Raw genomic sequence first — 22,186 nt, 5'->3', positions numbered from 1 at the left:
AATCAGGGCGTCACTGAAAGTAATGGGGATACAGCGCCATGTCGCTCTCCAGCTTGTCCGCATCCGCTGCCCTCTTGCGCACTTCGGCATAAAAAAGCTGGCACTGGTTCTGAAACCTGGTGAAATCGCGGTTGGCAGCTTCAATGGCACTGCTCAGGTCGCTCCCCTCAAGGCCCTCGACAAGTCGCTGTGATGAGGTATACGCCTGCCAGCAGGCTTCAACCTGCTGCAGCCCCTTTGCAAGGTTCTCGGTGTCGATAGTCGCCATTGCTGCACCCTCTTTGGACCGACCCTGGTCCGTCGGTGTGAATCGCCAGAGCGACGATAACGGGATGAAGCCTGTAACGACGCGCTTCGGCTGAGAGCGTAGACCATTCCAGCGCAGATCACGCAGGGTCAACGCAGATAGTCCTGAACCCACTTCACCCAGCAATCAGCGCCAATCTTCACCAAGGCATCATTGAAATCGTAGTGGGGGTTATGCACCGAGCAACCATGGAACTCGCCCGTGCCATTGCCCAGCATGAAGTAACAGCCAGGCCGCGCCTGCAACATGTAGGCAAAGTCTTCGGTGCCCATGACCTTCTTCGGCATCTTGTCCAGCAGCGCGCCGTCGGCGAACAGCGGCCTCAGGCTGTCACGCAGCAACGCGCTTTCGTGATCGCTGTTGCACAAGGCGGGCGCCAGTTGGGTGAATTGCACATCGATCTCCACGCCATAGCTTTCTGCGTGCCCCTTGGCCAGGGCGTCAATGCGGCTGTTGATCTTCTGCTGGGTCTGGGCCGTGTCGGTGCGCACGCTCAGCAACATGCAGGCCTCGTCAGGGATGATGTTGTAGACGGTGCCGGCCTGGATCATGCCGATGCTGATCACGGCGTAGTCCTCGACGCTCAGGTTGCGCGACTTGATGGTCTGGATGCCACTGATCAGGCTGTTCAACGCCATCACCGGGTCTACCGACAGTTCCGGCATCGCCCCATGCCCGCCTTTACCGGTAATCCGAATGCTGACACGTTCGGAAGACGCCATGGTGGGCCCCGCCTGCACCACGCACGTGCCCACCGGCAGGCCGGGCATGTTATGCAGCGCATACACCGAGTCGCACGGAAAGCGCTCGAACAGGCCGTCGTCGATCATCGCCTTGGCCCCCGCCAGGCCTTCCTCGTCGGGCTGGAATATCACGTTCAACGTGCCGTTGAACTGGCGTGTAGCCGCCAGTTGCGCAGCGGCTGCCAGCAGGATCGCGGTATGCCCGTCATGGCCGCAGGCATGCATGCGGCCGGGGATCTTGCTGGCATGCGCAAACGCATTCTTTTCGCCCATGGGCAGTGCGTCCATGTCTGCGCGTAAACCGATGCTGCGCGGACTGTCCCCCACTTTCAGCACGCCAACCACTCCATGCCCGCCCACATTGCGATGCACTTCATAGCCCAAAGCTTGCAGCTTGTCGGCTACCAGGGCCGCTGTATCGGGGGTGTCGCCGCCAATTTCCGGCGCAGCGTGGATCTGCCGGCGCAGCATGACGAACTCATCCAGCTCGGCGGCTGAGCCCGGTGTTTGATTGCTCTGCAAAATACCCATGTCACTCGCATCCTTTGTTTTCAGGGAAGTATCTGAGGCAGGCCAGGCTGACAACGCCGCCGGCCAGCAGGAAGTAGGCTGGCGCCAACGGCGTGCCCAGCGCTGCAATCAGCCAGGTGGCCACCAACGGCGAAAAACCACCGAACAGGGTCACACCCAGGCTGTAGCTGACCGAGGTGCCGAAGGAGCGCCTGGCCTTCGGGAAGCCCTCCATGATCAGCGCGAAGAACGCACCGGCACCGATGCAGGTCGGCAAGATCAGGATCGCCACGCCCATCATGGCCAGGCCCATGTGCTGCACGTGCCCAAGCAGATAGAACACGGGCAGGGTCAACACCACCGGCGCGGCGACCGTCCACACCAGCAGGCGTTTTCTGAGCTGATACTTGTCGGCGAATTTACCGGCCAACGGGCAGATGACTGCCATGCAGCCGCTACTGATACAGGCAATTGCCATCGCGCTGCCGGATGGGTAATGCAAGGCCGTGGTCAGGTAGGTCGGCATGTAGAACACGAACAGGTACATGCCAATGGTCGAGCTGGCCATCAGGCCGATGCCTTGGGCGATGCGTTTGAGCAGTTCGGCATCCAGCCCCTGCTCTGCCTTCTGCGCCGGTGCGGCCTCATGGGTTTCCGGCAACCGTGTGCGTATATACCAACCGACCGGCCCGATCAGCAGGCCGAAGATGAACGGTATGCGCCATCCCCAGCTTTCCAGCGCGGAAGGGTCGAGCAACTGGCTGAGGGCCAGGCCAAAGCCGGCCCCCACCAAGGCGGCATAGCCCTGGCTGGCAGCCTGCCAGCTGACGCTCTGGCAGCGATTGCCGACCGCACTGGATTCCATCAGGAACACCGACGCGGTACCGACCTCCCCGCCTGCCGACATGCCCTGGATCAGCCGGCCGGTCACCAGCAGCAACGTGGCGAAAATCCCGATCTGTGAATACGTGGGCGCAAAGGCAATCATTGCGGTGCCCAGGGTCATCAGCCCGATGGTCAGGCTCAAAGCGGCCTTGCGTCCATGCCGGTCCGCATAGCGACCGATGACCATCGCCCCGACCGGGCGCATCAGAAAACCGACGCCAAAAGTGGCCAGCGACATCAACAACGACGCCATGGCCGACTCGGAGGGAAAGAAATGCTTGCCGATCAGTACAGCGAAGAAGCTGTAGATCGTGAAGTCGTACATTTCCAGCGCATTGCCCAGCGAGCAGGCGACCAAGGTTTTACGGGAGGACGACACCTGCGCGGCTGAATGCGCACCTTTTTGCAGGCTCGGCGATGTGGGTAGCGGTCTGATCATTGTTATCTCCGTTGGCAAATCGCGGCGTGCAGCGAATATCAGCCAATCGGGCACTCAATACACTTGCGCTTTCGGCATGTGCCTAACCAATGGTTAATTACCCGGAACGATCGTTGGCCAAAATGCCCTGAGCTGGCGCACCGTTCGCCCTCGCTCCGCGCGCGGCCCCAAAAACGCCCACAAACCAGCATCCGTAGCGCAGCGTTGACGCTGTTACGAAGCCCTTCTAAAACGGATGCGCTCGCCAATCCACACGCCGCGCCAGCCCCTGATTAACCAAACGGCATGACCTGACCGAATAAGCAATCACGCTGCAACGTATTGTTCACCGACGCTAAAGCCACCACATCACCGTGCTGGCCTGGAGTCGTGAATGAACACTCGCACTACGTCGTTGCTGTTGATGATCCAAGGGGTTTGCCTTGCTGCGCAGGCACAGGCAGAGGGTTTTCCGACGCTCGCGCGGATTGCGCCGGGTTTCGGTTACTACGGAGTTGATTACGGCTTCGATGACACGCTCAAGGTGTACGGCACCGTGGATGCATTCGCCAGCTATCACGATTCGCAGCACCACTCGGGTTTCAGGCTGGCCGGTGGCGGCGCCTGGACCAACAAGCTCGGGCTGTACGCACGCAAGGCGCTTGACTCCGATACCGTCGTGGAGCTTGACGTCGAGGAGGGTTTCAACCTCAATGGCGAGGCTCTGGAGGGCACCTGGGACACCGTCGGTACCCTGCGCCTGGCGACGGTCGCCCTGCGCTCGCGCACCCTGGGCAAGCTCGAGTTCGGCAAGACCTACGGCATGGCCACCCCCACCTACGCCGACCCGTTCCTGGCCACCTATGGCTCGCCCTACACCTACCTGGCCCTGCCTGCCGCCGGCAAGGGCGCCTTCTACCTTGACCTGCGCCCCAAGCACACCCTGGCCTACACCAGCCCCACCTTCAGCGGCTTCAGCCTCGGTACCGCGCTAAGCTTCGGCTTCGACGATGCCGCCAGCGCTGGGCGCACCGTGCGTGGCGGTGGCGCCCGGCTGCAATACCGCAACAGCCGGGTGATGGTGCTGGCCTCCTACAACCGCTACTACAGCGACCCATGGGACGACGGCGGCGTCTCACGTCAGACCGCCAACGACTTCAAGAGCCTGTCGGCGTTCTACGATTTCGGCCCGCTGGCCACCAGCCTCACCTGGCAACGCCAGGACGTGGACCAGGCCGGCACACCCAGCACCACGCTGTACACCTTCGGCATGATGGCGCCGGTGGGCGAGCTGGACGTGCTGCGCCTGGCGGTGATGCAACGCCAGGTCAGCGCCCGCGACAAGGACGCGTGGGGTGTGATGATCGGCTATGACCACTTCATCAACCCCCGCTGGGCCCTTTATGGACGCCTCGGCATGATCGCCAACCAGCGCGCCTCGTCGGTCACCTACGCCGGCACCCCGGTGGACCAGGCTGGCGATAACCCGAGCAACATCTCGCTAGGCATGTACTACCACTTCTGACCCAACGGGGCGGGTCTGCTTGAGCACCTGCCCGCGCAAGCTGTGGAACAGCTCCTGGGCAGGCGCCGTGAGGCTGTGGCGGTCAATGCAGACCAGGTTGATGGGGTAATCCGGAATCAACTCCTGCACCGCCATGGCGACGAACTCGCAATCGATACCGTAGGTAAACCCTTGGTCCACCGCCAGTTCGCTGATGGTCATCAACGATTCCGTGTTCTTCAACAGCTTCAGCGCCATCATCACTGAAGTGCATTCAACGGTGTTCTGTGGCACCCGAAGGCCGTTGGCTTCGAACAATTGGTGAAACTGCGAGGCCTGATCGGACAACTCGTCCAGGCTGATCCAGGGGGCGTATTGCAAGGTGCGCAGTGACTGGCTGAACTTCTGCCGATTCGAGGCGTGGCAAATCACCGTGCCCTTGATACTGCCCAGTGCCTCCCAGTCCAGGCTCAGCCGACTCAGCGGTTGCTGCGAAGTAATGGCGAAGTCCAGGCTGCCATCGCGCAAGCGCTGCAGGATCTGACTGGGGCGCAAGTCGGTGATGGTGATCTTCACCCGCGGGTACTTGCGCCGAAAGGCCAGGATACTTTCATCGACGCCATCGAGCATCGCCGTCAACGACGTAACCCCGATCGACACGGCGCCCAGCGCCGCATCCTGAATGCTCGCCGCTTCGATCTGCAGGCGGCGTATGCTTTCTACCACGAGGTTGGCATGGCGGATGACACGTTTGCCTTCCTCGGTAAGGGCCATGCCTTTGTGCGACCGCTGCAACAGGGTAAAACCCACCTCCCGCTCCAGCTCCTTGATCGAACGGCTCAGCGCGGGCTGAGTAATGTGCATGAGCTTTGAGGCTTCGAGGATGCTGCCTGCGTTATGAATGGCGACCAGCGCCCTGAGTTGGTGAAGTTTCAACCGTCTGTACCTTGTTGTTAGCGGCCGGTTCGAAAGGTGTTCTGGCAGCCCTGACAACCGTTGTCGGCAAGGCCTGAAAGGTATGGCTAGCGCAACACAGCCAGCAGGCTGGCCGCATCGCTGACCTCGAACTTGCCGGGGCTTTCAACCGCAATGTACTGGACTACCTGGTCGTCGACCAACATCGCATACCGCTGCGAGCGCCGCCCCAAACCGCGTGCCGAAAGGTCCTGGGTCAGGCCCAGCGCCTCGCTGAATTCGCCATTGCCATCGCCGATCATCTTGACCGCATCCCCGACCTGCAAGCTGTTGCCCCAGGCGTTCATGACAAAGGCATCGTTCACCGAGACGCACAGGATTTCGTCAATGCCAGCCGCGAACAACGCAGGGGCCGCCGCGACATAACCGGGAACATGACGTTCAGAGCACGTCGGCGTGAACGCGCCCGGCAACGCGAAGATCAGCACCTTCTTGTGCTTGCAACGCTCGCGAATGGAAAAGGCCTTCGGGCCGATCGCGCAGGTGCCTGCGTCGCTGTTGTATTGATAAAGGGTAACGTCGGGCAATTGATCGCCGGTTTTGATCATCGCTGTCTCCTGGGTGAGGTGAAGGCCAGGCAGCCATGATGCCGCAGTCGACCAGGCAAAGCATCATGAGCAGGGCTAAAAAACCTGTGAAATAACTTCAATATCATTCATGCAGCGCCCCGCCTAGGATACACCTCAATCAAACACATCAAGATTACGCTGTGAACGACTCAGCCTACGCAACTGACAAGCACTGAGTTGCTCACACTCAGGCACCTGGAAGCCGTCACCATGAATAAAGCGCCAACATTCACCGTCAAGCGCATTGCGTTCGACGAACATTATCGCCCTGCCGAAAATACCCGCATCACGACCAACTTCGCCAATTTGGCACGGGGTGCAAACCGCCAGCAAAACCTGCGCAACACCTTGACGATGATCAATAACCGTTTCAATGCGCTGGCGCACTGGGACAACCCCGAACATGATCGCTACCGCGTAGAGCTGGATATCATATCGGTGGAAATGAACCTTGAAAACGCGCAGCACGGTAATGCCCTGCCGCTGATCGAAATCTTGAAAGCCTATATTGTCGATCGCAAAAACAATACTCGCCTCGAAGGTATGGCAGGCAACAACTTCTCCTCGTACGTACGCGACTACGACTTCAGCGTAGTGTTACTGGAGCATAACAAGCATCGGTCGACCTTCAGCACACCCGAGCATTTCGGCGAGCTGCATGGCAACCTGTTCAAGTGCTTCGTCAACTCGCAAACCTACCAGGAGCACTTCAGCAAACCACCGGTTATCTGCCTGAGCGTATCGAGCAGCAGGACGTACCTGCGCACCGAAAATCAACACCCTGTGCTAGGTGTTGAGTACCTGCAGGATGAGTACTCGCTGACGGATGAATACTTCAAGAAAATGGGCTTGAAGGTGCGCTATTTCATGCCACCGAACAGCGTCGCCCCGTTGGCATTTTATTTTGCCGGCGACTTGCTGGCTGACTACACCAACCTTGAACTGATCAGCACCATCAGCACCATGGACACCTTCCAGAAGATCTACCGACCCGAGATCTACAACGCCAATTCTCCAGCAGGCAAGGCCTACCAGCCCAGCCTGAACAACCAGGACTACTCGCTCACGCGCATTGTCTACGACCGGGAAGAGCGCAGCCGCCTGGCGATCGAGCAGGGCAAATTTGCCGAGGAGCAATTTGTCAAACCCTACCAGGCCACGCTAGCGCACTGGTCCGCTCAATACGCACGTTGAACCATTCAAAACACAAGGTCACTGTTCATGAACACATTGCTACCCACCTCCACGGCCGGCAGCCTGCCTAAACCCGCATGGCTGGCTCAACCCGAAACACTCTGGTCACCGTGGAAGTTGCAAGACGAGCAACTGGTCGAAGGCAAGCAGGATGCCTTGCGCCTGGCCTTGCAAGAACAACAACACGCCGGTATCGACATCGTCAGTGACGGCGAACAAACCCGCCAGCACTTTGTCACCACGTTTATCGAGCACCTCAGCGGCGTTGATTTCGAACAACGGAAAACCGTCAGAATCCGTGATCGCTACGATGCGAGCGTACCGACGGTGGTGGGTGCTGTCGCTCGACAAAAGCCGGTGTTTGTCGAAGATGCCAAGTTCCTCCGCCAGCACACCACACAGCCGATAAAGTGGGCGCTGCCCGGCCCCATGACCATGATCGACACACTGTATGACAACCACTACAAAAGCCGCGAGAAACTGGCCTGGGAATTCGCCAAGATTCTCAACCAGGAAGCCAAAGAGCTGGAAGCCGCGGGCGTGGACATCATTCAGTTCGACGAGCCGGCATTCAATGTTTTCTTCGACGACGTGAATGACTGGGGCGTAGCTACCCTGGAAAGGGCCATCGAGGGCCTCAAGTGCGAAACGGCCGTCCATATTTGCTATGGCTATGGCATCAAAGCCAACACCGACTGGAAAAAGACCCTCGGTTCAGAATGGCGGCAATATGAACAGGCCTTCCCCAAATTGCAGCAGTCCAGCATCGATATCATTTCGCTGGAATGCCATAACTCGCATGTTCCGATGGACCTGCTCGAGCTGATTCGCGGCAAGAAAGTCATGGTCGGCGCCATCGATGTGGCCACCCATGTCATTGAAACACCCGAACAGGTCGCCGCCACCCTGCGCAAGGCACTGCAATTCGTCGATGCCGACAAGCTCTACCCTTGCACCAACTGCGGCATGGCGCCCCTGCCCCGCCAGGTAGCCAGCGGCAAGCTCAAGGCCTTGAGTGCAGGCGCAGCCATCGTCCGTCAGGAACTCGCTAACGCACGCTGAAATGAATGCAGCCACAGGACCTACCATGTTGCTTTCCGGTACGGCGATCGAGCCGTCGACTTTTCGCCAGGCACTCGGGCACTACGCATCCGGCATCACGGTGATTACATCGCACCACGAAGGTGAGCCGATCGGCTTCACCTGCCAGTCGTTCTACAGCGTATCGATGAGCCCGCCGCTGGTGTCATTCAGTGTGATGTCCAGTTCGGCCAGCTACCCGAGAATTCGCCAGGCTGGCCGCTTCACGGTCAACATACTATCAGGTGAACAGGTCGGCATTTCCAACCAGTTTGCACGGCGCGGCGCCAACAAGTGGCAGGGCGTCGAATGGCAAACATCGCCGTTGGGCAACCCGATCATTGCCGGCAGCCTGCACTGGCTTGATTGCGAAATTCACGCCGAACATGCCGCCGGGGACCACCTGATCGTGATTGGCGAAGTCAAAGCGTTGAACCTGCAGGCCACTGCTGCCACGCAGCCGCTGCTGTATTTCAAGGGGCAGTACTGCAACCTCGCCGCGCCTCACGCGGCTTGAGCCTCACCCCACTCACGGAAACCCAAACAAAGGGATTGTCAGGATCACGCAGCAGTGAAGTAAACCCGCCATTACTGCGTTGATCCGCCATTTTACTCATGATCGATTTACGCCACCTGCGAACTCTCCACGCGCTGCGTGAAACCGACAGCCTGCACGAGGCCGCCGAGCGCCTGCACCTGACACAATCAGCCCTGTCGCACCAGTTCCGCGATATGGAAGAGCGCATCGGCATGCCTCTGTTCGTGCGCAAATCCAGGCCGGTGCGCTTCACCAGCGCCGGGCTGAAGCTGCTGCAGCTGGCCGATCAGGTGCTGCCTCAGATCCGCAATACCGAACGGGACCTGGGCAAACTGGCCGGGGGCTGCGCCGGACGGCTGCACATCGCCATCGAGTGCCACAGTTGCTACCAGTGGTTGATGCCTTCAGTGGATGAGTTCCGCAGCGCCTGGCCTGAGGTGGAACTGGACCTCGCCTCCGGCTTTTCCTTCGCGCCACTGCCAGCCCTGGAGCGCGGCGACCTGGACCTGGTGGTGACCTCCGACCCGGTGACACTGCCGGGTATCAGCTACGTGCCGTTGTTCAGCTACGAGGCGCTGCTGGCCATCGACAACCACCACGCCATGCGCCACAAGCCGTACCTGGAGCCCGCCGATATCGCCAGCCAGACACTGATCACCTACCCGGTCGAACGCACCCGTCTGGACATCTTCACCCGCTTCCTCGACCCCGCCGACGTCGAGCCCGCACAGGTACGCACTTCAGAACTGACCGTGATGATGATGCAACTGGTTGCGTCCGGGCGCGGCGTCTGCTGCCTGCCCAACTGGGCCGTGCACGAATACAGTTCGCGCGGCTATGTAACCGCCAAGCGCCTTGGCGAGCACGGCCTGCAGGCAAACCTCTATGCGGCGCTGCGCAGTGACATGCTGGAGGTGCCGTACGTGCGTGATTTTCTGCTCACGGCCAAGGACATCTCGTTCACCACGCTGGCAGGTGTCAGCGTGGCGTCAGGCCCGGTTCTCTGAAAGCCGGGCGTGCGTTTGCGAACCTCAGTGCCGGCCATGGCGCGCCATGCCCCTACCGCCAACGAATCAACTAGCCTTCGCCAACTGCACCTGCAGAAACGCCATCAGTGCCCCCGCCACAGGTGACAAGCTGCGCCCTTTGCGGGTGAGCATACCGATATGCCGTTCTACCCTGGGCTCCTCAAGGGGTACGAACGCCAGTTTGTCGTTCTCCTGCGGAAAAGCGAGGTACGGCAAGGTACTGATCCCTACCCCCTCCTCCAGCATGGCGATCAACGAAATCATGTTGGAAATGAACAGCCGGCTATCGGCCAGCAAACCCTCGGCCTCGGTACCCGCCAGCAATTGCGAGGTACCGTTGCGAATCATCGGCACACCCAGCAACTGCGCCCAATGCAGCCGCCCCCCCGCCTGCGCCAGCGGGTGGTCGCTGCGGCACACCACGCCAACCTGATCATTCACGATGGGGGCGAATTCGAGCTGGTCATCGTCCACCCACAGGCTGCTGATGCCGAAATCCACCTGCCCTTGTGCGAGCAACTGCTGCACACGTTCGGCCGTGCCGTCCTGAATGCTGACCTGCACATTGGGGTGCGCGGCCACGAAGCGGGCCAGCGGCCCTGGCAGCATTCGGCTGGCCACAGAAGGCACGGTGGCGATGCTGACCTGGCCGATCTCATGCCGGGCAAACAGCATGACTTCACGAGCAATACGGTCATGGTGCTCGATCAAGCCACGAAACAACGGAAGGCAATGCTCACCAAATGGCGTCAGTTCTACCCGGCCACCGCCCTTTTCGACCAGTGCCTGCCCCAGCTTCTGCTCCAGTTCCCGCAGGGCCAGGGATATCGCCGGCTGAGTGCGAAAGGCCTGGCGGGCGGCCGCGTGGAAACTCTTGAGTTCGGCGACCAGCACGAAGTAACGCAACTGGGCGATTTTCAGCTCGGGCAACATGGTTAGCATTCCTTATCAAAGCATTTTTTTTATTAATTTTTATTTGCTGCATATTGCTCGCATGATGAATGCCATGCAAACGGAGGCGTTCATCCATGTCACACAAGACCTACAACAACTACATCAATGGCCAGTGGTGTGAAGGCCACGCCACTTTGGGCAACTACAGCCCCTCGGACACTGGCGACCTGATCGGCCAGTACCATCAGGCCAGTGCCGAACAGGCCCGCCAGGCCATCCAGGCCGCCCGCGCCGCTCAACCCCTGTGGGCCGCCAGTGGCCTGGAAAGCCGCCAGCAAGTGCTGATGGCCATCGGCGACGAGCTGATCGCCCGCAAGGAAGAGCTCGGCGAACTGCTGTCGCGAGAAGAAGGCAAACCCTTGGTCGAAGGCATCGGCGAGGTCAACCGCAGTGGCCAGTTCTTCCATTACTACGCCGCCGAAGTGCTGCGCCAGATGGGCGAGACTGCCGCCTCGGTGCGGCCTGGGGTCGACATCGAAGTGCATCGCGAACCGGTGGGTGTGGTGGGCATCATTACCCCATGGAACTTCCCCATGGCCACCGCCGCCTGGAAAATCGCCCCGGCCTTGGCCTTCGGCAACGCCGTGGTGTTCAAGCCGGCCAACCTGGTGCCGGCCAGTGCCTGGGCGCTCACCGAGATCATCAGCCGTCAGGGCCTGCCCAGCGGCACCTTCAACCTGGTGATGGGCAGCGGTGCCGACGTCGGCGAGGCCCTGATCCAGTCCGCCGAGATCGATGCCCTGACGTTCACCGGTTCTCTGCAGACGGGCCGACGCGTAGCGGTGGCCACCGCCGGTAACCTGGTGCGCTGCCAGCTGGAAATGGGTAGCAAGAATGCCCTGGTGGTCATGGACGACGCCGACCTCGAACTGGCCGTGGAATGCGCGCTCAACGGGGCCTTCTTCGGCACCGGGCAGAAATGCACCGCGTCGTCACGGCTGATCGTCTGCGACGGCATCCACGACCGCTTCGTCGAGGCGCTGCGCCTGCGCATGCGCCAGCTCAAGGTTGGCCATGCACTGGAGGCAGGCGTACAGATCGGCCCGGTAGCTGACGCGCGCCATCTGGAACAGAACCTGGCCTACCTGCAACTGGCCCAGGCCGAAGGCGCCACCCTGATCGAAGGTGGCGAACGCCTGCAACTGGCCTCCGATGGCTACTACATGCGCCCTGCCTTGTTCATCAACAGCCGCAACGACATGCGCATCAACCGCGAGGAAGTGTTCGGCCCCATCGCCTGCGTGATCCGCGTGCGCGATTTTGAAGAGGCGCTGGCCACGCTCAACGATACCGAGTACGGCCTCACAGCCGGGATCATCACCCAGTCGCTGCGCCACGCCAGCCACTTCAAGCGCCGCGCCCAGACCGGCTGCGTGATGGTCAACCTGCCCACTGCCGGCACCGACTACCACGTGCCATTCGGGGGCCGTAAAGCCTCGAGTTTCGGCCCCCGGGAACAGGGGCAATACGCTCGCGACTTCTACACCGTGGTCAAGACCACCTACCTGCGGCCCTGAAGGAATACATGCCATGCACGACCTCTTGATGATCGACGGCCTGCAGTACTCCAACTGGAGCCAGGAAATATTCCAGCAGATGCAGGCCGGTGGCCTGAGCGCGGTGCACGCCACCATCGCCTACCACGAAAACGCCCGCGAAACCCTGTCGCGCCTGGGCGAGTGGAACCGCCGCTTCGAGACATGGCCCGAGCTGATCCGCCCGGTACGCACGGCCAGCGATATCCGCCAGGCCCACGAGGAGGGCCGGGTAGGCATCTTCTTCGGCTTCCAGAACTGCTCGCCGATCGAGGACGACATTGCCCTGGTGGAGGTTTTCCGCCAGCTCGGGGTGTTCGTCATGCAGCTGACCTACAACAACCAAAGCCTGCTGGCCAGCGGCTGCTATGAGCGCGAGGACAACGGCATCAGCCGCTTCGGTCGCCAGGTGATCGCCGAAATGAACCGCGTCGGCATGCTCATCGACATGTCTCACAGCGCCGAGCGAAGCACGCTTGAGGCCATCGAACTGTCGAGCCGACCGGTGATCATCTCCCACGCCAACCCTGCCAGCTTCCACGCCGCCAAGCGCAACAAGTCCGATGCGGTGCTACGCGGGATCGCAGAGTCGGGCGGGCTGCTGGGGTTCAGCACCTACCCGTTCCACCTCAAGGGTGCCTCGGACTGTAGCCTGGAAAGTTTCTGCGACATGGTCGCGCGCACCGCCGACCTGATGGGTGTGGAGCACATCGGCATCGGCACCGACCTGTGCCAGGCGCAACCCTTGTCCGTGCTGGAATGGATGCGCAACGGCCGCTGGAGCAAGGACAAGGACTACGGCGAAGGCTCCAGGGACAACGCCAACTGGCCGGCGCCCTTGCAGTGGTTCCGCGACAGTCGCGACTTCCGCAACATCGCCAAGGGCCTGCGCACCCGCGGCTTTTCCGAGCACGACGTGGGCAAGATCATGGGGCTGAACTGGTTGCGCCTGCTGGAGACCGCCACCACGGCAAAGGCCTGACCCCCTTGCACGGACAGCACCAAGAATAAAAACAATCGCAGGTTCCGGAGGTTTCATGAAAAACCCAACCACCTTGCAGGCTGACGGCCAGGCCATGGGCCTGCCTATGGCACGCGATATCGACTGGCCGTTGTTCCTGATCAGCGGCGGATTCCTCGGCGCCTTCCTGCTGGCGGCGCTGATCGACATCGACACCGTGTCGGCGCTGGTCAATACCCTGTTCGCCTGGTCGACAAAGGCCTTTGGCCTCTATTGGCAAGTGCTGATGCTGGCAACCTTCGCCGTCAGCCTGTTCATCGGTTTTTCCAGATGCGGGCGTGTACGCCTGGGCGGGGTCACCCAGCGCCCGGACGTCAGCACCTTCAACTGGATCGCAGTGATCATGTGCGCCCTGCTGGCAGGTGGTGGCGCCTTCTGGGCCGCTGCCGAACCCTTGATGCACTTTGCCAGCCCGCCGCCCTTCTTCGCCGGCCTGCAACCGCACAGCGAAGCGGCGGCCACCGCGGCACTGGCGCAATCGTTCGTGCACTGGGGCTTCCTGGCCTGGGCTGTGCTGGGCAGCCTGCTGGCGATCGTGCTGATGCACCTGCATTACGATAAAGGCCTTCCGCTGGCGCCGCGCACCCTGCTTTACCCCCTGTTCGGCCAGCGAGCGCTCAAGGGCCCGATCGGCACCTTGGCCGACGCTGCCTCGATCATCGCGGTAGTGGCCGGCACCATCGGTCCGATCGGCTTCCTTGGCCTGCAGATCAGCAGCGCCATGCACGCCGTGTGGGGGTTGCCCAACACCATCGTCACCCAGTCGCTGACCATTGTCCTGGTTACCGCGATGTACACTGTCTCGTGCCTGGTGGGCCTCAAAGGCATCCGCTTTGTCAGCGAGATCAACGTCTGGTTGATGATCGGCCTGGCACTGTTCATGGTGGTATTCGGACCGACGCTGTTCATCCTCAGCGGTTTCCCGGCGGCCTTTGCCCTGCACGTGGAGCACTTCATCCCCCTGACGATGTTCCGCGCCGACCCCAAATGGCTGGACTGGTGGACGGTGTTCTACTGGGGCTGGTTCATCGGCTATGCGCCCATGGTGGCACTGTACGTCGCGCGGATCTCGCGGGGCCGCACCCTCCGCGAGATCATCATGACGCTTTCGATCATCGCACCGCTGGTGACCATGTTCTGGTTCACCGTGGTGGGCGGCACCGGGATCGGCCTGGAGCTGCAAACGCCAGGCAGCGTCACCGCCCATGGCGCCAAGCCTGAAGACCTGTTGCTGGGAGTGACGCAGAACCTGCCACTGGGTGGCCTTGTCAGCGCGCTATTCCTGTTCCTGAGTTTCATCTCGGTGGCCACCAATGGCGACGCCATGGCCTTCACCGTGGCGCTGGCGATGTCCAGCGACGATAAACCGAAGAAGTGGTTGCGCGGTTTCTGGGCCATCGGCATGGGCTTGGCGGCGGTAGTGCTGATCACCATTGGCGCAGGCGGAGTGACGGCCCTGCAATCCTTCATTGTCATCACCGCGGTGCCGGTGTCGCTGGTGATCCTGCCAGCGCTGTGGGATGCCGTGCGCATCGCTCGACACATGGCCCGTGAACAAGGCGTCTGAACATGATCCATCCAGGTACAACAACAATGCCCAACAGCGTGCCTGCAATACCCGCGTTGCGCCCTGCCAGCCAAGTCATGGACCTGGCCCGGCTAGGTAGCCACTTCCAGAGCCCGCTCAGCTTCGTGCGCAGCAGCATGCGGCGGATGATGCAACAGCGCTGGCAAATCCGGCGCAGCTGTTTCGACCTCGATGGCCAAGGTTTCGGCACTGCGATCTACCACATCGAAACGCCAAACGGCCATTACCACTGCGTGATCTTCTCGGCCTACCTGCCGCCGGAAAAGCGCAGCGATCGGGTCATCGCCGACCAGTGGGACGTCAGCTTCGTGCTGGTGGCCGGCGATGTCGACTCGGCACAGCTGGCCGACCTGCAACGCAACGTGCCGCTGCAGGAAGCCGGCCGCTTCGATGCACGCGTGCTGGTGTTGTCGCGGGCCAACCGTAGCTTGCGCAATTTCGACCGGTTTCTGGCGGCGCTGGCAGAAGGTCGCCAGCCCGATCCAGAGCAACTGGCTGAAGTCGGCTACCTGTATCGCACCACCGCGGTTTACGGTAACGGCAAGTTCGGCATCGCCGATTTTGGTTGCCTGCAAGATAACCCGGACTTCAACCAACCGTTCAGCGCGCAGATGTTCACCGTCTACCTGCTGCGTCACTTCAGCATCGAGCAGATCAACCACATGGCCCAGGCACTCGCCCCGCAGCGGGCAGTGCAACTGGCCCCGGCCCTTCAACGCTACCTGGGGGTCGGCAACGCGACCGGGCTGGGAATGGCCCCTTTTCTGATCAACCACCCTCAACTGGTGGAGCACTGGATCAGTACGCGGGAAACGGCCCTGGCCCTGGTGCTGGCGCAGCCGGCGGAGCCCGCCCCGTTGGCGCGCCTGCAGCAATTGCTGGCGCGCGCCCGGTTGCACCTGAGCCAGTCCAGGACCGAAGACCAGCGCCAGCATGAGCAGAACCTGCAAACCTTGGCCGAGCTTGCTTTACTGGCCACCTGGCTTGGCACGCAAGCCGACGGCGCGGGCCTTTGGCCGCGCCTGCTGGCCTGGGCGCAATTACATACGGGGGTAGGCTGCCAGGAGCTTCTGGTCAGCCTGCTGCTGGAGCTGTACCCCGAGCAGATCGCGCCACTGGCCGAGCACATGGGCGTCAACGAAGGCTGGCAGCTGGACGCCCAGATGCCCCTTGGGCAACTGCGCCAGCTCATCGAGCAGCAGTATGGCTGGGCGTTGCGCTACGACTTCAGTGCTGCCGATGCGGAGCACTTCTTCTGGTACCGCTCAGCTGAGAAAGAAGAACCACGTCTGGGCATTCGCGCAGAGGAGCCGGGGGCCGAAAAAGAAATGCAACTGGGCATTGCCCGCAATATCCAGCAGTGCCATGGCGCACTGCTGGAGCACCTGCAACTGCAGCCCCAGGCGCTGACCGCTCACTTCCTGATCGCCCAACCGATGTTCAAGGGCGCGGTACGCCGCCTGCAAGGCATGGCAAAAACGAACTACGGTGAAATCCGTGCCAATCTGCTGGCCCGGGACATGCTGCCGATTCACCTGCTGCGCTGCAAACTGGCATTTTTCGGCGCGGGGAAATTCGACCCCAAGTCAAGCCGCTGGGTGCGTATCACGCTGTTCCAGGGCGCGCCGCTGGTCAGCGACATCGGTCAGCCGTTCGCAGACGACTGGAATTTCGCAGTCATGCCGCAAAGGGAGCTTTGACCATGCGCGTATCGCTTAACGAAATACAGGTGATGTGCCGCAAGGCATTCGAGGGCATGGGCTTCGCCCCGGGCGACTGCGAGGATGCCGCCGAACTCGTGGGCTGGTTGCAACTCCAGGGGCTCGATGGCGTCGGTGCACTGGAAAAGGCGTTGCGTTATCTGCAAGCCGAAGCTGCACGGCCATACGCCTTGTGCCATGAGGATAACGCCCTGCTGGTGATCGACGCCAAGGGCCAGAGCGTGTTGCGCTGCGCCGCCACGGTGGTGGAACTGGCGGCAGCCAAGGCCATGCGCTGTGGTCAGGCCGAACTGCGCATCCGCCACTGCCACAACCGTTTGCTGTTGCTGGGCTACCTGAGCCGGGCAGCTGTGCAGGGGCTGCACGTGCAAGCCCGCTGGGAGGACGCCCGCCAATGCCACCTGGCCGATTTTACCGCCGGTATGCCGCGCCCGGATCTGAGCAGTGAAACTCGGCCCCAGGCCATTGAAGCGGCCGCGCAAGACGTAACGGTGCTGTTCACCCGGCCAGCCCAGACCGCCCAGGCAATAACCGACCCGCAGCTCACACTGCAGCAAGGTTTTACAGTCAACGAACATACCTGGCAAAGGCTCAGGCAGCTGGCCGAACACATCCTTGTCGAGAGCACCGATGCCTCACGCCGCCACGGTGCAGGCGGCGGCAGCGACGCCGACTGAACACCCTTGCCACTGAGGAAAAAACCCATGAAGCATGCAATAAAGACCGAGCTGTTCGCCTCCAGGGCGCCACTGGAATGGGCGGTCGTTGGCAACGGTACGTTGTACACTGCGCAGATCCCAATCGATACGCAGGGCCAGGTGGTTGCCGGCGGCATCGAGGCACAGGCCCGCCAGACACTGGACAACCTGCGCCACACCCTGGAAGCCGCTGGCAGCTCGCTGGATGCCGTGACCCAGGTGCTGATCTACGTGACCGACCGCCGTTATCTGGCAACTGTAAATGCCGTGTACGCCGAGTATTTCCAGGCCCCCTACCCCAACCGCGCGGCCGTAGTAGTGGCTGGCCTCGCCCGGGAAGAAATGCTGGTGGAACTGGTGGTCTACGCCTGCCTCTGACGCCCTGAAGGCGCCCGTCTCACGATATTCAGCGTTCGCCCAATCGAGTGCCGCCCGCGCGGCGCTCGATGCATGCCCCCTCCGCCCCACGTCATGCACCCGGAATATTCCCTTTTTCGCCCGCCAGGTACCGGCCTGCGCCCCATTTCGGTTCAAAAGCCGCGCCCGGATCAATAGCGCCCTTTTTTGATGCGCCGGCCCTTGCGGCCAGGCAGCTCACATCGGTTGTGCCCCTCACATTTCCCGCCCCCCAGAGCCGCCAGGCGTGTTCGGCACTTTTATTGCACACACTGATTGTGCTCAATGCACAGGCAATCTACCGAGACCGAGGTTAACGCGAGACACAGCTCCCACTTACCCCAGCAAGGCAGCACCCTGAAAGACGCAGATGAACCGCAATGAAGCTGCCGGTAACGGCGGCAAGGAGTGGGTATGTCCCGGGCTTTTTTCAATGAAATGTACGAAGCGGATGGCAATTGCCGCCCGCATTACCAGGAGTTCGCCCGCTGGCTGGCCAACACCCCGCTGGAGTTGCTGGAACAGCGCCGGCGCGAGGCCGACCTGCTGTTTCACCGCGCTGGCATCACCTTCACCCTATATGGCGACAAGCAGGATACCGAGCGCCTGATCCCTTTCGACATCATCCCGCGCAGCATCCGCGCCAGCGAGTGGCGCACGGTCGAGCGTGGCTGCATTCAACGGGTACAGGCGCTGAACCTGTTCCTGCAGGACATCTACCACAACCAGCGCATCCTCAAGGCGGGTATCATCCCGCCAGAGCAAGTGCTGGCCAACGAGGGCTACCAGATCGCCATGCAGGGCCTGGACCTGCACCGTGGGCTGTATGCACATATTGCCGGTGTCGACCTGGTACGTGACGGCGATGGCAGCTATTTCGTGCTGGAAGACAATCTGCGCACCCCCAGCGGCGTCAGCTACATGCTCGAAGACCGCAAGATGATGATGCGCCTGTTCCCCGAACTGTTTGCCGCCCAGCGTATCGCGCCCATCGACCACTACCCCAACCTGCTGCTGGACACGCTCAAAAGCGCCAGTCCACTGGACAACCCCACTGCCGTGCTGCTCACCCCTGGCCGTTTCAACAGCGCCTACTTCGAGCATGCCTTCCTGGCCCGGGAAATGGGCATCGAGCTGGTCGAAGGCGCCGACCTGTTCGTGCGTGATGAGCATGTCTACATGCGCACCACGGCCGGCCCCCAGCAGGTGGACGTGATCTATCGCCGCCTGGACGACGACTACCTCGACCCGCTGTCCTTCAACCCTGATTCGATGCTGGGCGTGCCGGGGCTGGTCTCGGTTTACCGCGCCGGCAATGTGGTGCTGGCCAACGCCGTCGGCACTGGCGTGGCCGATGACAAATCCATCTACCCCTATGTCGACGACATGATCCGCTTTTACCTGAGCGAAGAGCCCATCCTGAACAACGTGCCGACCTGGCAGTGCCGCAAGCCGGCGGACCTGTCCCATGTACTGGCCCACCTGCCCGAACTGGTGGTCAAGGAAACCCAGGGCTCCGGCGGCTATGGCATGTTGGTCGGGCCTGCTTCGACCAAAGCCCAGATCGAGGACTTCCGCGCGCGCATCAAAGCCCGCCCGCACGCCTATATCGCTCAACCGACGCTGTGCCTGTCAACCTGCCCGACTTTCGTCGACAGCGGCATCGCACCGCGTCACATCGACCTGCGCCCGTTCGTGCTGTCGGGCAGTGAAACCCGCCTGGTGCCCGGTGGCCTGACGCGCGTGGCGCTCAAGGAAGGCTCGCTGGTGGTCAACTCGTCGCAAGGCGGCGGTACCAAGGACACCTGGGTGGTGGAGGACTGAGCCATGCTTTCGCGAACCGCTTCCGACCTGTACTGGATGTCCCGTTACCTGGAACGTGCAGAAAACCTCGCGCGCATGCTCGAGGTCAGCTATTCGCTATCGCTGATGCCCCAGGCCGGGCGCAGCGACGGCCATACCGAACTGGCAATGTCGCTGATGGCCTCGGGCATGCTGGACGACTACCTGCGTCGGCACAATGAACTCGACACCGAGCGCATGCTGCACTTCTTCGCCCTCGACGCCACCAACCCCAGCAGCATCTATTGCTGCCTGCAGGCCGCCAGGACCAATGCCCATGCAGTGCGCGGCCGTATCACCGCCGACATGTGGGAGAACATCAACGCCACCTGGATCGAAATGCGCAACATCGCCAGCAATGGCCTGGGTCGCTATGGCATCAGCCAGTTCTGCGACTGGGTCAAGGAACGATCGCACCTGTTCCGCGGCGCGACCTCCGGCACCATCATGCGCAACGATGCCTACAGCTTCATCCGCCTGGGGACCTTCCTGGAGCGGGCGGACAACACCCTGCGCCTGCTCGATGCGCGCTACGAAATGTTCGGCGAGGCCTCCGAAGAGGTCAGCGACGACTCCGCCCGCGGCTATTACCAGTGGAGCGCCCTGCTGCGCGCGCTGACCTCGTACGAGGCCTTCAACGAGCTCTATCGCGCCGCGCCCAGCGCCCGGCCGGTTTCCGAGCTGCTGCTGTTGCGGGTGGACGTGCCGCGCTCGCTGCATGCCTGCATCGAGGAACTGGACCTGATCCTGGCGGGCCTGCCGGGCAGTACCGGGCGTGCCGCCCAGCGCATGGCCGCCGAACTGAATGCGCGCCTGCGCTACACCGCAATCGACGAAATCCTCGATGCCGGGTTGCACCCCTGGCTGAGCGACTTCATTGGCCGCATCAACCAACTGGGCCAGGCCGTCCATCACTCCTACCTGGAGGTTGTATGAAACTGTCCATTCGCCACGACACGACCTATAGCTACGCCAGCGACGTGTGCAACAGTATCCAGTTCCTGCGCCTGACCCCGCGCAGCAGCGAACGCCAGCGTATCAATCAATGGCAACTGGACCTGCCCTGCAAGGTAAAGGGCCAGATCGACCCTTACGGCAACATCCTGCATGTGCTGACACTGGACAAACCCCATGGCCACCTGGCGCTTACCGCACACGGCCAGGTCGAGATCGACCCGGATTGCGAACACGAAACCGAGAGCCAGTCGCCCCTGCCGTTCCTGCGCGGCAGCCACCTGACGCAGGCCGACGACACCCTGACTGCTTTCGCCGCCCGGCAATGCGGCAGTCACCGCGACCGGGCAGCACTGATCGGGCTGATGCAAGGCCTGGCCGAGCACATGCCCTACAGCCCTGGTGCCACATCGGTGGGCACCACGGCCATCGAAGCCTTCCGCGGTGGCGCAGGTGTGTGTCAGGACCACACGCACGCCTTCCTGGCCTGCGCACGCAGCCTGGGAGTGCCGGCACGCTATGTGTCCGGCTACCTGTGTACCGAAGACGAACAACACCTGGCCAGCCACGCCTGGGCCGAAGCCTGGGTCGACGATGCCTGGTACAGCTTCGACATTACCAACCGCCTGACCCGGCCAGAGCGTCACCTGAAGCTGGCGGTGGGCCTGGACTATCTCGATGCCTGTCCGGTCAGGGGCGTACGCCGCGGCGGCGGCGCCGAATCGATGCAGGCCAGCGTCCACGTGCATCGCCAGTGACAGGATGGCTTCAGACCGGTCTTGCCGCGCGAGTGCGGCAAGACCCTTTCACACGCAACGCAAGGGAAACCGCATGACTTACTGTGTCGCCATGCACCTGGAGGACGGGCTTGTCTTCATCAGCGACTCACGCACCAACGCCGGTATCGACCAGATCTCCACGTTTACCAAGTTGTTCGTCTTCAGCGTCCCGGGCGAGCGGCTGATCGTGCTGCAGACCGCCGGCAATCTGGCGACCTCGCAGTCGGTGATCAACCTGCTGCAGCAACGCACCCAGGGCAACGGCCCCCACCTGCTGAACGTTGCCACGCTCTACGATGCAACGGTGCTGGTCGCCGACACCCTGCGCGAGGTGGTCAAAAGAGACCGCAGCAAGCTCACGGCCGATATCGACCTCAGCAGTTCATTCATCGTCGGCGGCCAGATAGCCGGCGGCCCCATGGCCATCTACAACGTGTATGCACAAGGCAATTTCTTCCAGGCCACACCGGACACCCCGTTTCTGCAGCTGGGTGAAAGCAAGTACGGCAGGCCAATACTCGACCGCAACCTGGATTACCGCACGCCGCTCGATGAAGCGCTGCGCTGCGGCCTGATTTCGTTCGACTCCACCATCCGCAGCAACCTGTCGGTGGGTATGCCGCTGGACTTGCTGGTGTACCGCAATAACAGCCTGGAAAACATGACGCGCAAGCGCATTACCAGCGACGATGCCTATTACCAGCAGATTCGCAGGCAATGGAGCGACGGCTTGAAAACCCTGCTGGCCGAACTGCCAGCGCCGTCTTATGGCTGAACAAGCAAACGGTTCAGATCCTTTGCTGCCAGTGCCGGCCTGTTCGCGGGCTTGCCCGCTCCCACAGATACTGCGCAAGCCTTGAAGCCTGTGATGTCCTGTGGGAGATCACCCAGCCCTTCCGGGCTGCGCTGTCGCGCAGCAAACATGAGATGTACGGCTTCAGATCCGC

Annotated in this window: 22 protein-coding genes; 15 read left to right on the top strand and 7 right to left on the bottom strand. The window is 61.7% G+C overall.

The genetic code is table 11. From position 1 onward, the window contains the following. Positions 1-10: 10 nt before the first annotated feature. The 3 genes from ACF8GF_RS16185 to ACF8GF_RS16175 form a co-directional block, all read right to left on the bottom strand. A complete protein-coding gene (locus tag ACF8GF_RS16185) occupies positions 11-268 on the bottom strand; it encodes a hypothetical protein (RefSeq protein ID WP_176684079.1) in 258 nt (85 codons plus the stop codon). A 128-nt stretch (positions 269-396) separates the two neighbouring features. Further along, entirely contained in the window at positions 397-1,581 is a 1,185-nt protein-coding gene (locus ACF8GF_RS16180; RefSeq protein ID WP_392462432.1) for a M20 aminoacylase family protein, read from the bottom strand. Between the two features lies 1 nt (position 1,582). Then, positions 1,583-2,884: an MFS transporter gene (locus ACF8GF_RS16175; RefSeq protein ID WP_392488698.1), complete on the bottom strand. Its 1,302-nt coding sequence runs from the start codon at positions 2,882-2,884 to the stop codon at positions 1,583-1,585. Between the two features lie 373 nt (positions 2,885-3,257). Between ACF8GF_RS16175 and ACF8GF_RS16170 the strand changes: the two genes are divergently transcribed. Further along, entirely contained in the window at positions 3,258-4,388 is a 1,131-nt protein-coding gene (locus ACF8GF_RS16170; protein ID WP_176684082.1) for a porin, read from the top strand. On the opposite strand, the gene ACF8GF_RS16165 is transcribed toward ACF8GF_RS16170, so the two are convergent. Further along, positions 4,365-5,303 (bottom strand): LysR family transcriptional regulator, encoded by a 939-nt coding sequence (locus tag ACF8GF_RS16165; RefSeq protein ID WP_176684083.1) that lies wholly within the window; start codon positions 5,301-5,303, stop codon positions 4,365-4,367. The two genes, ACF8GF_RS16170 and ACF8GF_RS16165, sit on opposite strands and share 24 nt — an antisense overlap. Before the next feature lie 86 nt (positions 5,304-5,389). Next, a complete protein-coding gene (locus ACF8GF_RS16160; RefSeq protein ID WP_392488697.1) occupies positions 5,390-5,890 on the bottom strand; it encodes a peroxiredoxin in 501 nt (166 codons plus the stop codon). A 231-nt stretch (positions 5,891-6,121) separates the two neighbouring features. Here ACF8GF_RS16160 and ACF8GF_RS16155 point away from each other — a divergent pair, with 231 nt between their 5' ends. The 4 genes from ACF8GF_RS16155 (at position 6,122) to ACF8GF_RS16140 (ending at position 9,730) form a co-directional block, all read left to right on the top strand. After that, positions 6,122-7,105, top strand: a complete 984-nt coding sequence (locus tag ACF8GF_RS16155; protein WP_392488696.1) for a DUF1852 domain-containing protein — start codon at positions 6,122-6,124, stop codon at positions 7,103-7,105. A 27-nt stretch (positions 7,106-7,132) separates the two neighbouring features. Next, positions 7,133-8,167, top strand: a complete 1,035-nt coding sequence (locus ACF8GF_RS16150) for a methionine synthase (RefSeq protein ID WP_176684085.1) — start codon at positions 7,133-7,135, stop codon at positions 8,165-8,167. 25 nt (positions 8,168-8,192) lie between these two features. Continuing rightward, positions 8,193-8,702: a flavin reductase family protein gene (locus ACF8GF_RS16145; protein WP_392488695.1), complete on the top strand. Its 510-nt coding sequence runs from the start codon at positions 8,193-8,195 to the stop codon at positions 8,700-8,702. Positions 8,703-8,800: 98 nt separating this feature from the next. Beyond that, the gene (locus tag ACF8GF_RS16140; RefSeq protein WP_392488694.1) at positions 8,801-9,730 is read left to right on the top strand and encodes a LysR family transcriptional regulator; all 930 of its coding nucleotides are present in this window, start codon (positions 8,801-8,803) and stop codon (positions 9,728-9,730) included. 66 nt (positions 9,731-9,796) lie between these two features. Here ACF8GF_RS16140 and ACF8GF_RS16135 read toward each other — a convergent pair whose 3' ends face one another. Further along, positions 9,797-10,684: a LysR family transcriptional regulator gene (locus tag ACF8GF_RS16135; RefSeq protein ID WP_176684088.1), complete on the bottom strand. Its 888-nt coding sequence runs from the start codon at positions 10,682-10,684 to the stop codon at positions 9,797-9,799. Between the two features lie 95 nt (positions 10,685-10,779). Here ACF8GF_RS16135 and ACF8GF_RS16130 point away from each other — a divergent pair, with 95 nt between their 5' ends. The 10 genes from ACF8GF_RS16130 (at position 10,780) to ACF8GF_RS16085 (ending at position 22,014) form a co-directional block, all read left to right on the top strand. Then, the gene (locus ACF8GF_RS16130) at positions 10,780-12,222 is read left to right on the top strand and encodes an aldehyde dehydrogenase family protein (RefSeq protein ID WP_392488693.1); all 1,443 of its coding nucleotides are present in this window, start codon (positions 10,780-10,782) and stop codon (positions 12,220-12,222) included. Between the two features lie 13 nt (positions 12,223-12,235). Further along, the gene (locus tag ACF8GF_RS16125) at positions 12,236-13,222 is read left to right on the top strand and encodes a dipeptidase (protein WP_392488692.1); all 987 of its coding nucleotides are present in this window, start codon (positions 12,236-12,238) and stop codon (positions 13,220-13,222) included. Positions 13,223-13,277: 55 nt separating this feature from the next. Further along, positions 13,278-14,828 carry a BCCT family transporter gene (locus ACF8GF_RS16120; protein ID WP_392488691.1) on the top strand — a complete coding sequence of 517 codons (1,551 nt, stop codon included), beginning with the start codon at positions 13,278-13,280 and terminating at the stop codon, positions 14,826-14,828. Positions 14,829-14,854: 26 nt separating this feature from the next. Continuing rightward, positions 14,855-16,549, top strand: coding sequence for a hypothetical protein (locus ACF8GF_RS16115; RefSeq protein WP_392488690.1), 1,695 nt, complete (start codon positions 14,855-14,857; stop codon positions 16,547-16,549). Between the two features lie 2 nt (positions 16,550-16,551). After that, entirely contained in the window at positions 16,552-17,247 is a 696-nt protein-coding gene (locus ACF8GF_RS16110; RefSeq protein ID WP_392462439.1) for a DUF3726 domain-containing protein, read from the top strand. Between the two features lie 27 nt (positions 17,248-17,274). After that, a complete protein-coding gene (locus ACF8GF_RS16105; RefSeq protein WP_003254071.1) occupies positions 17,275-17,646 on the top strand; it encodes a RidA family protein in 372 nt (123 codons plus the stop codon). 432 nt (positions 17,647-18,078) lie between these two features. After that, positions 18,079-19,488 (top strand): circularly permuted type 2 ATP-grasp protein, encoded by a 1,410-nt coding sequence (locus tag ACF8GF_RS16100; RefSeq protein ID WP_392488689.1) that lies wholly within the window; start codon positions 18,079-18,081, stop codon positions 19,486-19,488. A gap of 3 nt (positions 19,489-19,491) precedes the next feature. Then, positions 19,492-20,442 carry an alpha-E domain-containing protein gene (locus tag ACF8GF_RS16095; RefSeq protein WP_176684095.1) on the top strand — a complete coding sequence of 317 codons (951 nt, stop codon included), beginning with the start codon at positions 19,492-19,494 and terminating at the stop codon, positions 20,440-20,442. After that, a complete protein-coding gene (locus ACF8GF_RS16090) occupies positions 20,439-21,218 on the top strand; it encodes a transglutaminase family protein (RefSeq protein WP_176684096.1) in 780 nt (259 codons plus the stop codon). Before ACF8GF_RS16095 ends, ACF8GF_RS16090 begins: the two co-directional genes overlap by 4 nt. 73 nt (positions 21,219-21,291) lie before the next feature. After that, positions 21,292-22,014, top strand: a complete 723-nt coding sequence (locus ACF8GF_RS16085) for a peptidase (protein ID WP_392488688.1) — start codon at positions 21,292-21,294, stop codon at positions 22,012-22,014. Here ACF8GF_RS16085 and ACF8GF_RS16080 read toward each other — a convergent pair. Further along, positions 22,005-22,186 (bottom strand): hypothetical protein (locus tag ACF8GF_RS16080; RefSeq protein WP_392514317.1); only part of this gene is annotated, 182 nt, incomplete at its 5' end. The genes ACF8GF_RS16085 and ACF8GF_RS16080 overlap by 10 nt on opposite strands.

The organism is Pseudomonas sp. yb_5, assembly GCF_043103865.1.
GTDB lineage: Bacteria > Pseudomonadota > Gammaproteobacteria > Pseudomonadales > Pseudomonadaceae > Aquipseudomonas > Aquipseudomonas putida_Y.
Note: the sequence above shows the minus strand (reverse complement) of the source record. Positions and strands in the feature narration are given on the sequence as shown.

Coding starts and splice junctions, on each gene's coding strand:
- ACF8GF_RS16185 (WP_176684079.1), bottom strand. CDS start 268: ATGGCGACTATCGACACCGAGAACCTTGCAAAGGGGCTGCAGCAGGTT.
- ACF8GF_RS16180 (WP_392462432.1), bottom strand. CDS start 1,581: ATGGGTATTTTGCAGAGCAATCAAACACCGGGCTCAGCCGCCGAGCTG.
- ACF8GF_RS16175 (WP_392488698.1), bottom strand. CDS start 2,884: ATGATCAGACCGCTACCCACATCGCCGAGCCTGCAAAAAGGTGCGCAT.
- ACF8GF_RS16170 (WP_176684082.1), top strand. CDS start 3,258: ATGAACACTCGCACTACGTCGTTGCTGTTGATGATCCAAGGGGTTTGC.
- ACF8GF_RS16160 (WP_392488697.1), bottom strand. CDS start 5,890: ATGATCAAAACCGGCGATCAATTGCCCGACGTTACCCTTTATCAATAC.
- ACF8GF_RS16155 (WP_392488696.1), top strand. CDS start 6,122: ATGAATAAAGCGCCAACATTCACCGTCAAGCGCATTGCGTTCGACGAA.
- ACF8GF_RS16150 (WP_176684085.1), top strand. CDS start 7,133: ATGAACACATTGCTACCCACCTCCACGGCCGGCAGCCTGCCTAAACCC.
- ACF8GF_RS16145 (WP_392488695.1), top strand. CDS start 8,193: ATGTTGCTTTCCGGTACGGCGATCGAGCCGTCGACTTTTCGCCAGGCA.
- ACF8GF_RS16140 (WP_392488694.1), top strand. CDS start 8,801: ATGATCGATTTACGCCACCTGCGAACTCTCCACGCGCTGCGTGAAACC.
- ACF8GF_RS16135 (WP_176684088.1), bottom strand. CDS start 10,684: ATGTTGCCCGAGCTGAAAATCGCCCAGTTGCGTTACTTCGTGCTGGTC.
- ACF8GF_RS16130 (WP_392488693.1), top strand. CDS start 10,780: ATGTCACACAAGACCTACAACAACTACATCAATGGCCAGTGGTGTGAA.
- ACF8GF_RS16125 (WP_392488692.1), top strand. CDS start 12,236: ATGCACGACCTCTTGATGATCGACGGCCTGCAGTACTCCAACTGGAGC.
- ACF8GF_RS16120 (WP_392488691.1), top strand. CDS start 13,278: ATGAAAAACCCAACCACCTTGCAGGCTGACGGCCAGGCCATGGGCCTG.
- ACF8GF_RS16115 (WP_392488690.1), top strand. CDS start 14,855: ATGCCCAACAGCGTGCCTGCAATACCCGCGTTGCGCCCTGCCAGCCAA.
- ACF8GF_RS16110 (WP_392462439.1), top strand. CDS start 16,552: ATGCGCGTATCGCTTAACGAAATACAGGTGATGTGCCGCAAGGCATTC.
- ACF8GF_RS16105 (WP_003254071.1), top strand. CDS start 17,275: ATGAAGCATGCAATAAAGACCGAGCTGTTCGCCTCCAGGGCGCCACTG.
- ACF8GF_RS16100 (WP_392488689.1), top strand. CDS start 18,079: ATGTCCCGGGCTTTTTTCAATGAAATGTACGAAGCGGATGGCAATTGC.
- ACF8GF_RS16095 (WP_176684095.1), top strand. CDS start 19,492: ATGCTTTCGCGAACCGCTTCCGACCTGTACTGGATGTCCCGTTACCTG.
- ACF8GF_RS16090 (WP_176684096.1), top strand. CDS start 20,439: ATGAAACTGTCCATTCGCCACGACACGACCTATAGCTACGCCAGCGAC.
- ACF8GF_RS16085 (WP_392488688.1), top strand. CDS start 21,292: ATGACTTACTGTGTCGCCATGCACCTGGAGGACGGGCTTGTCTTCATC.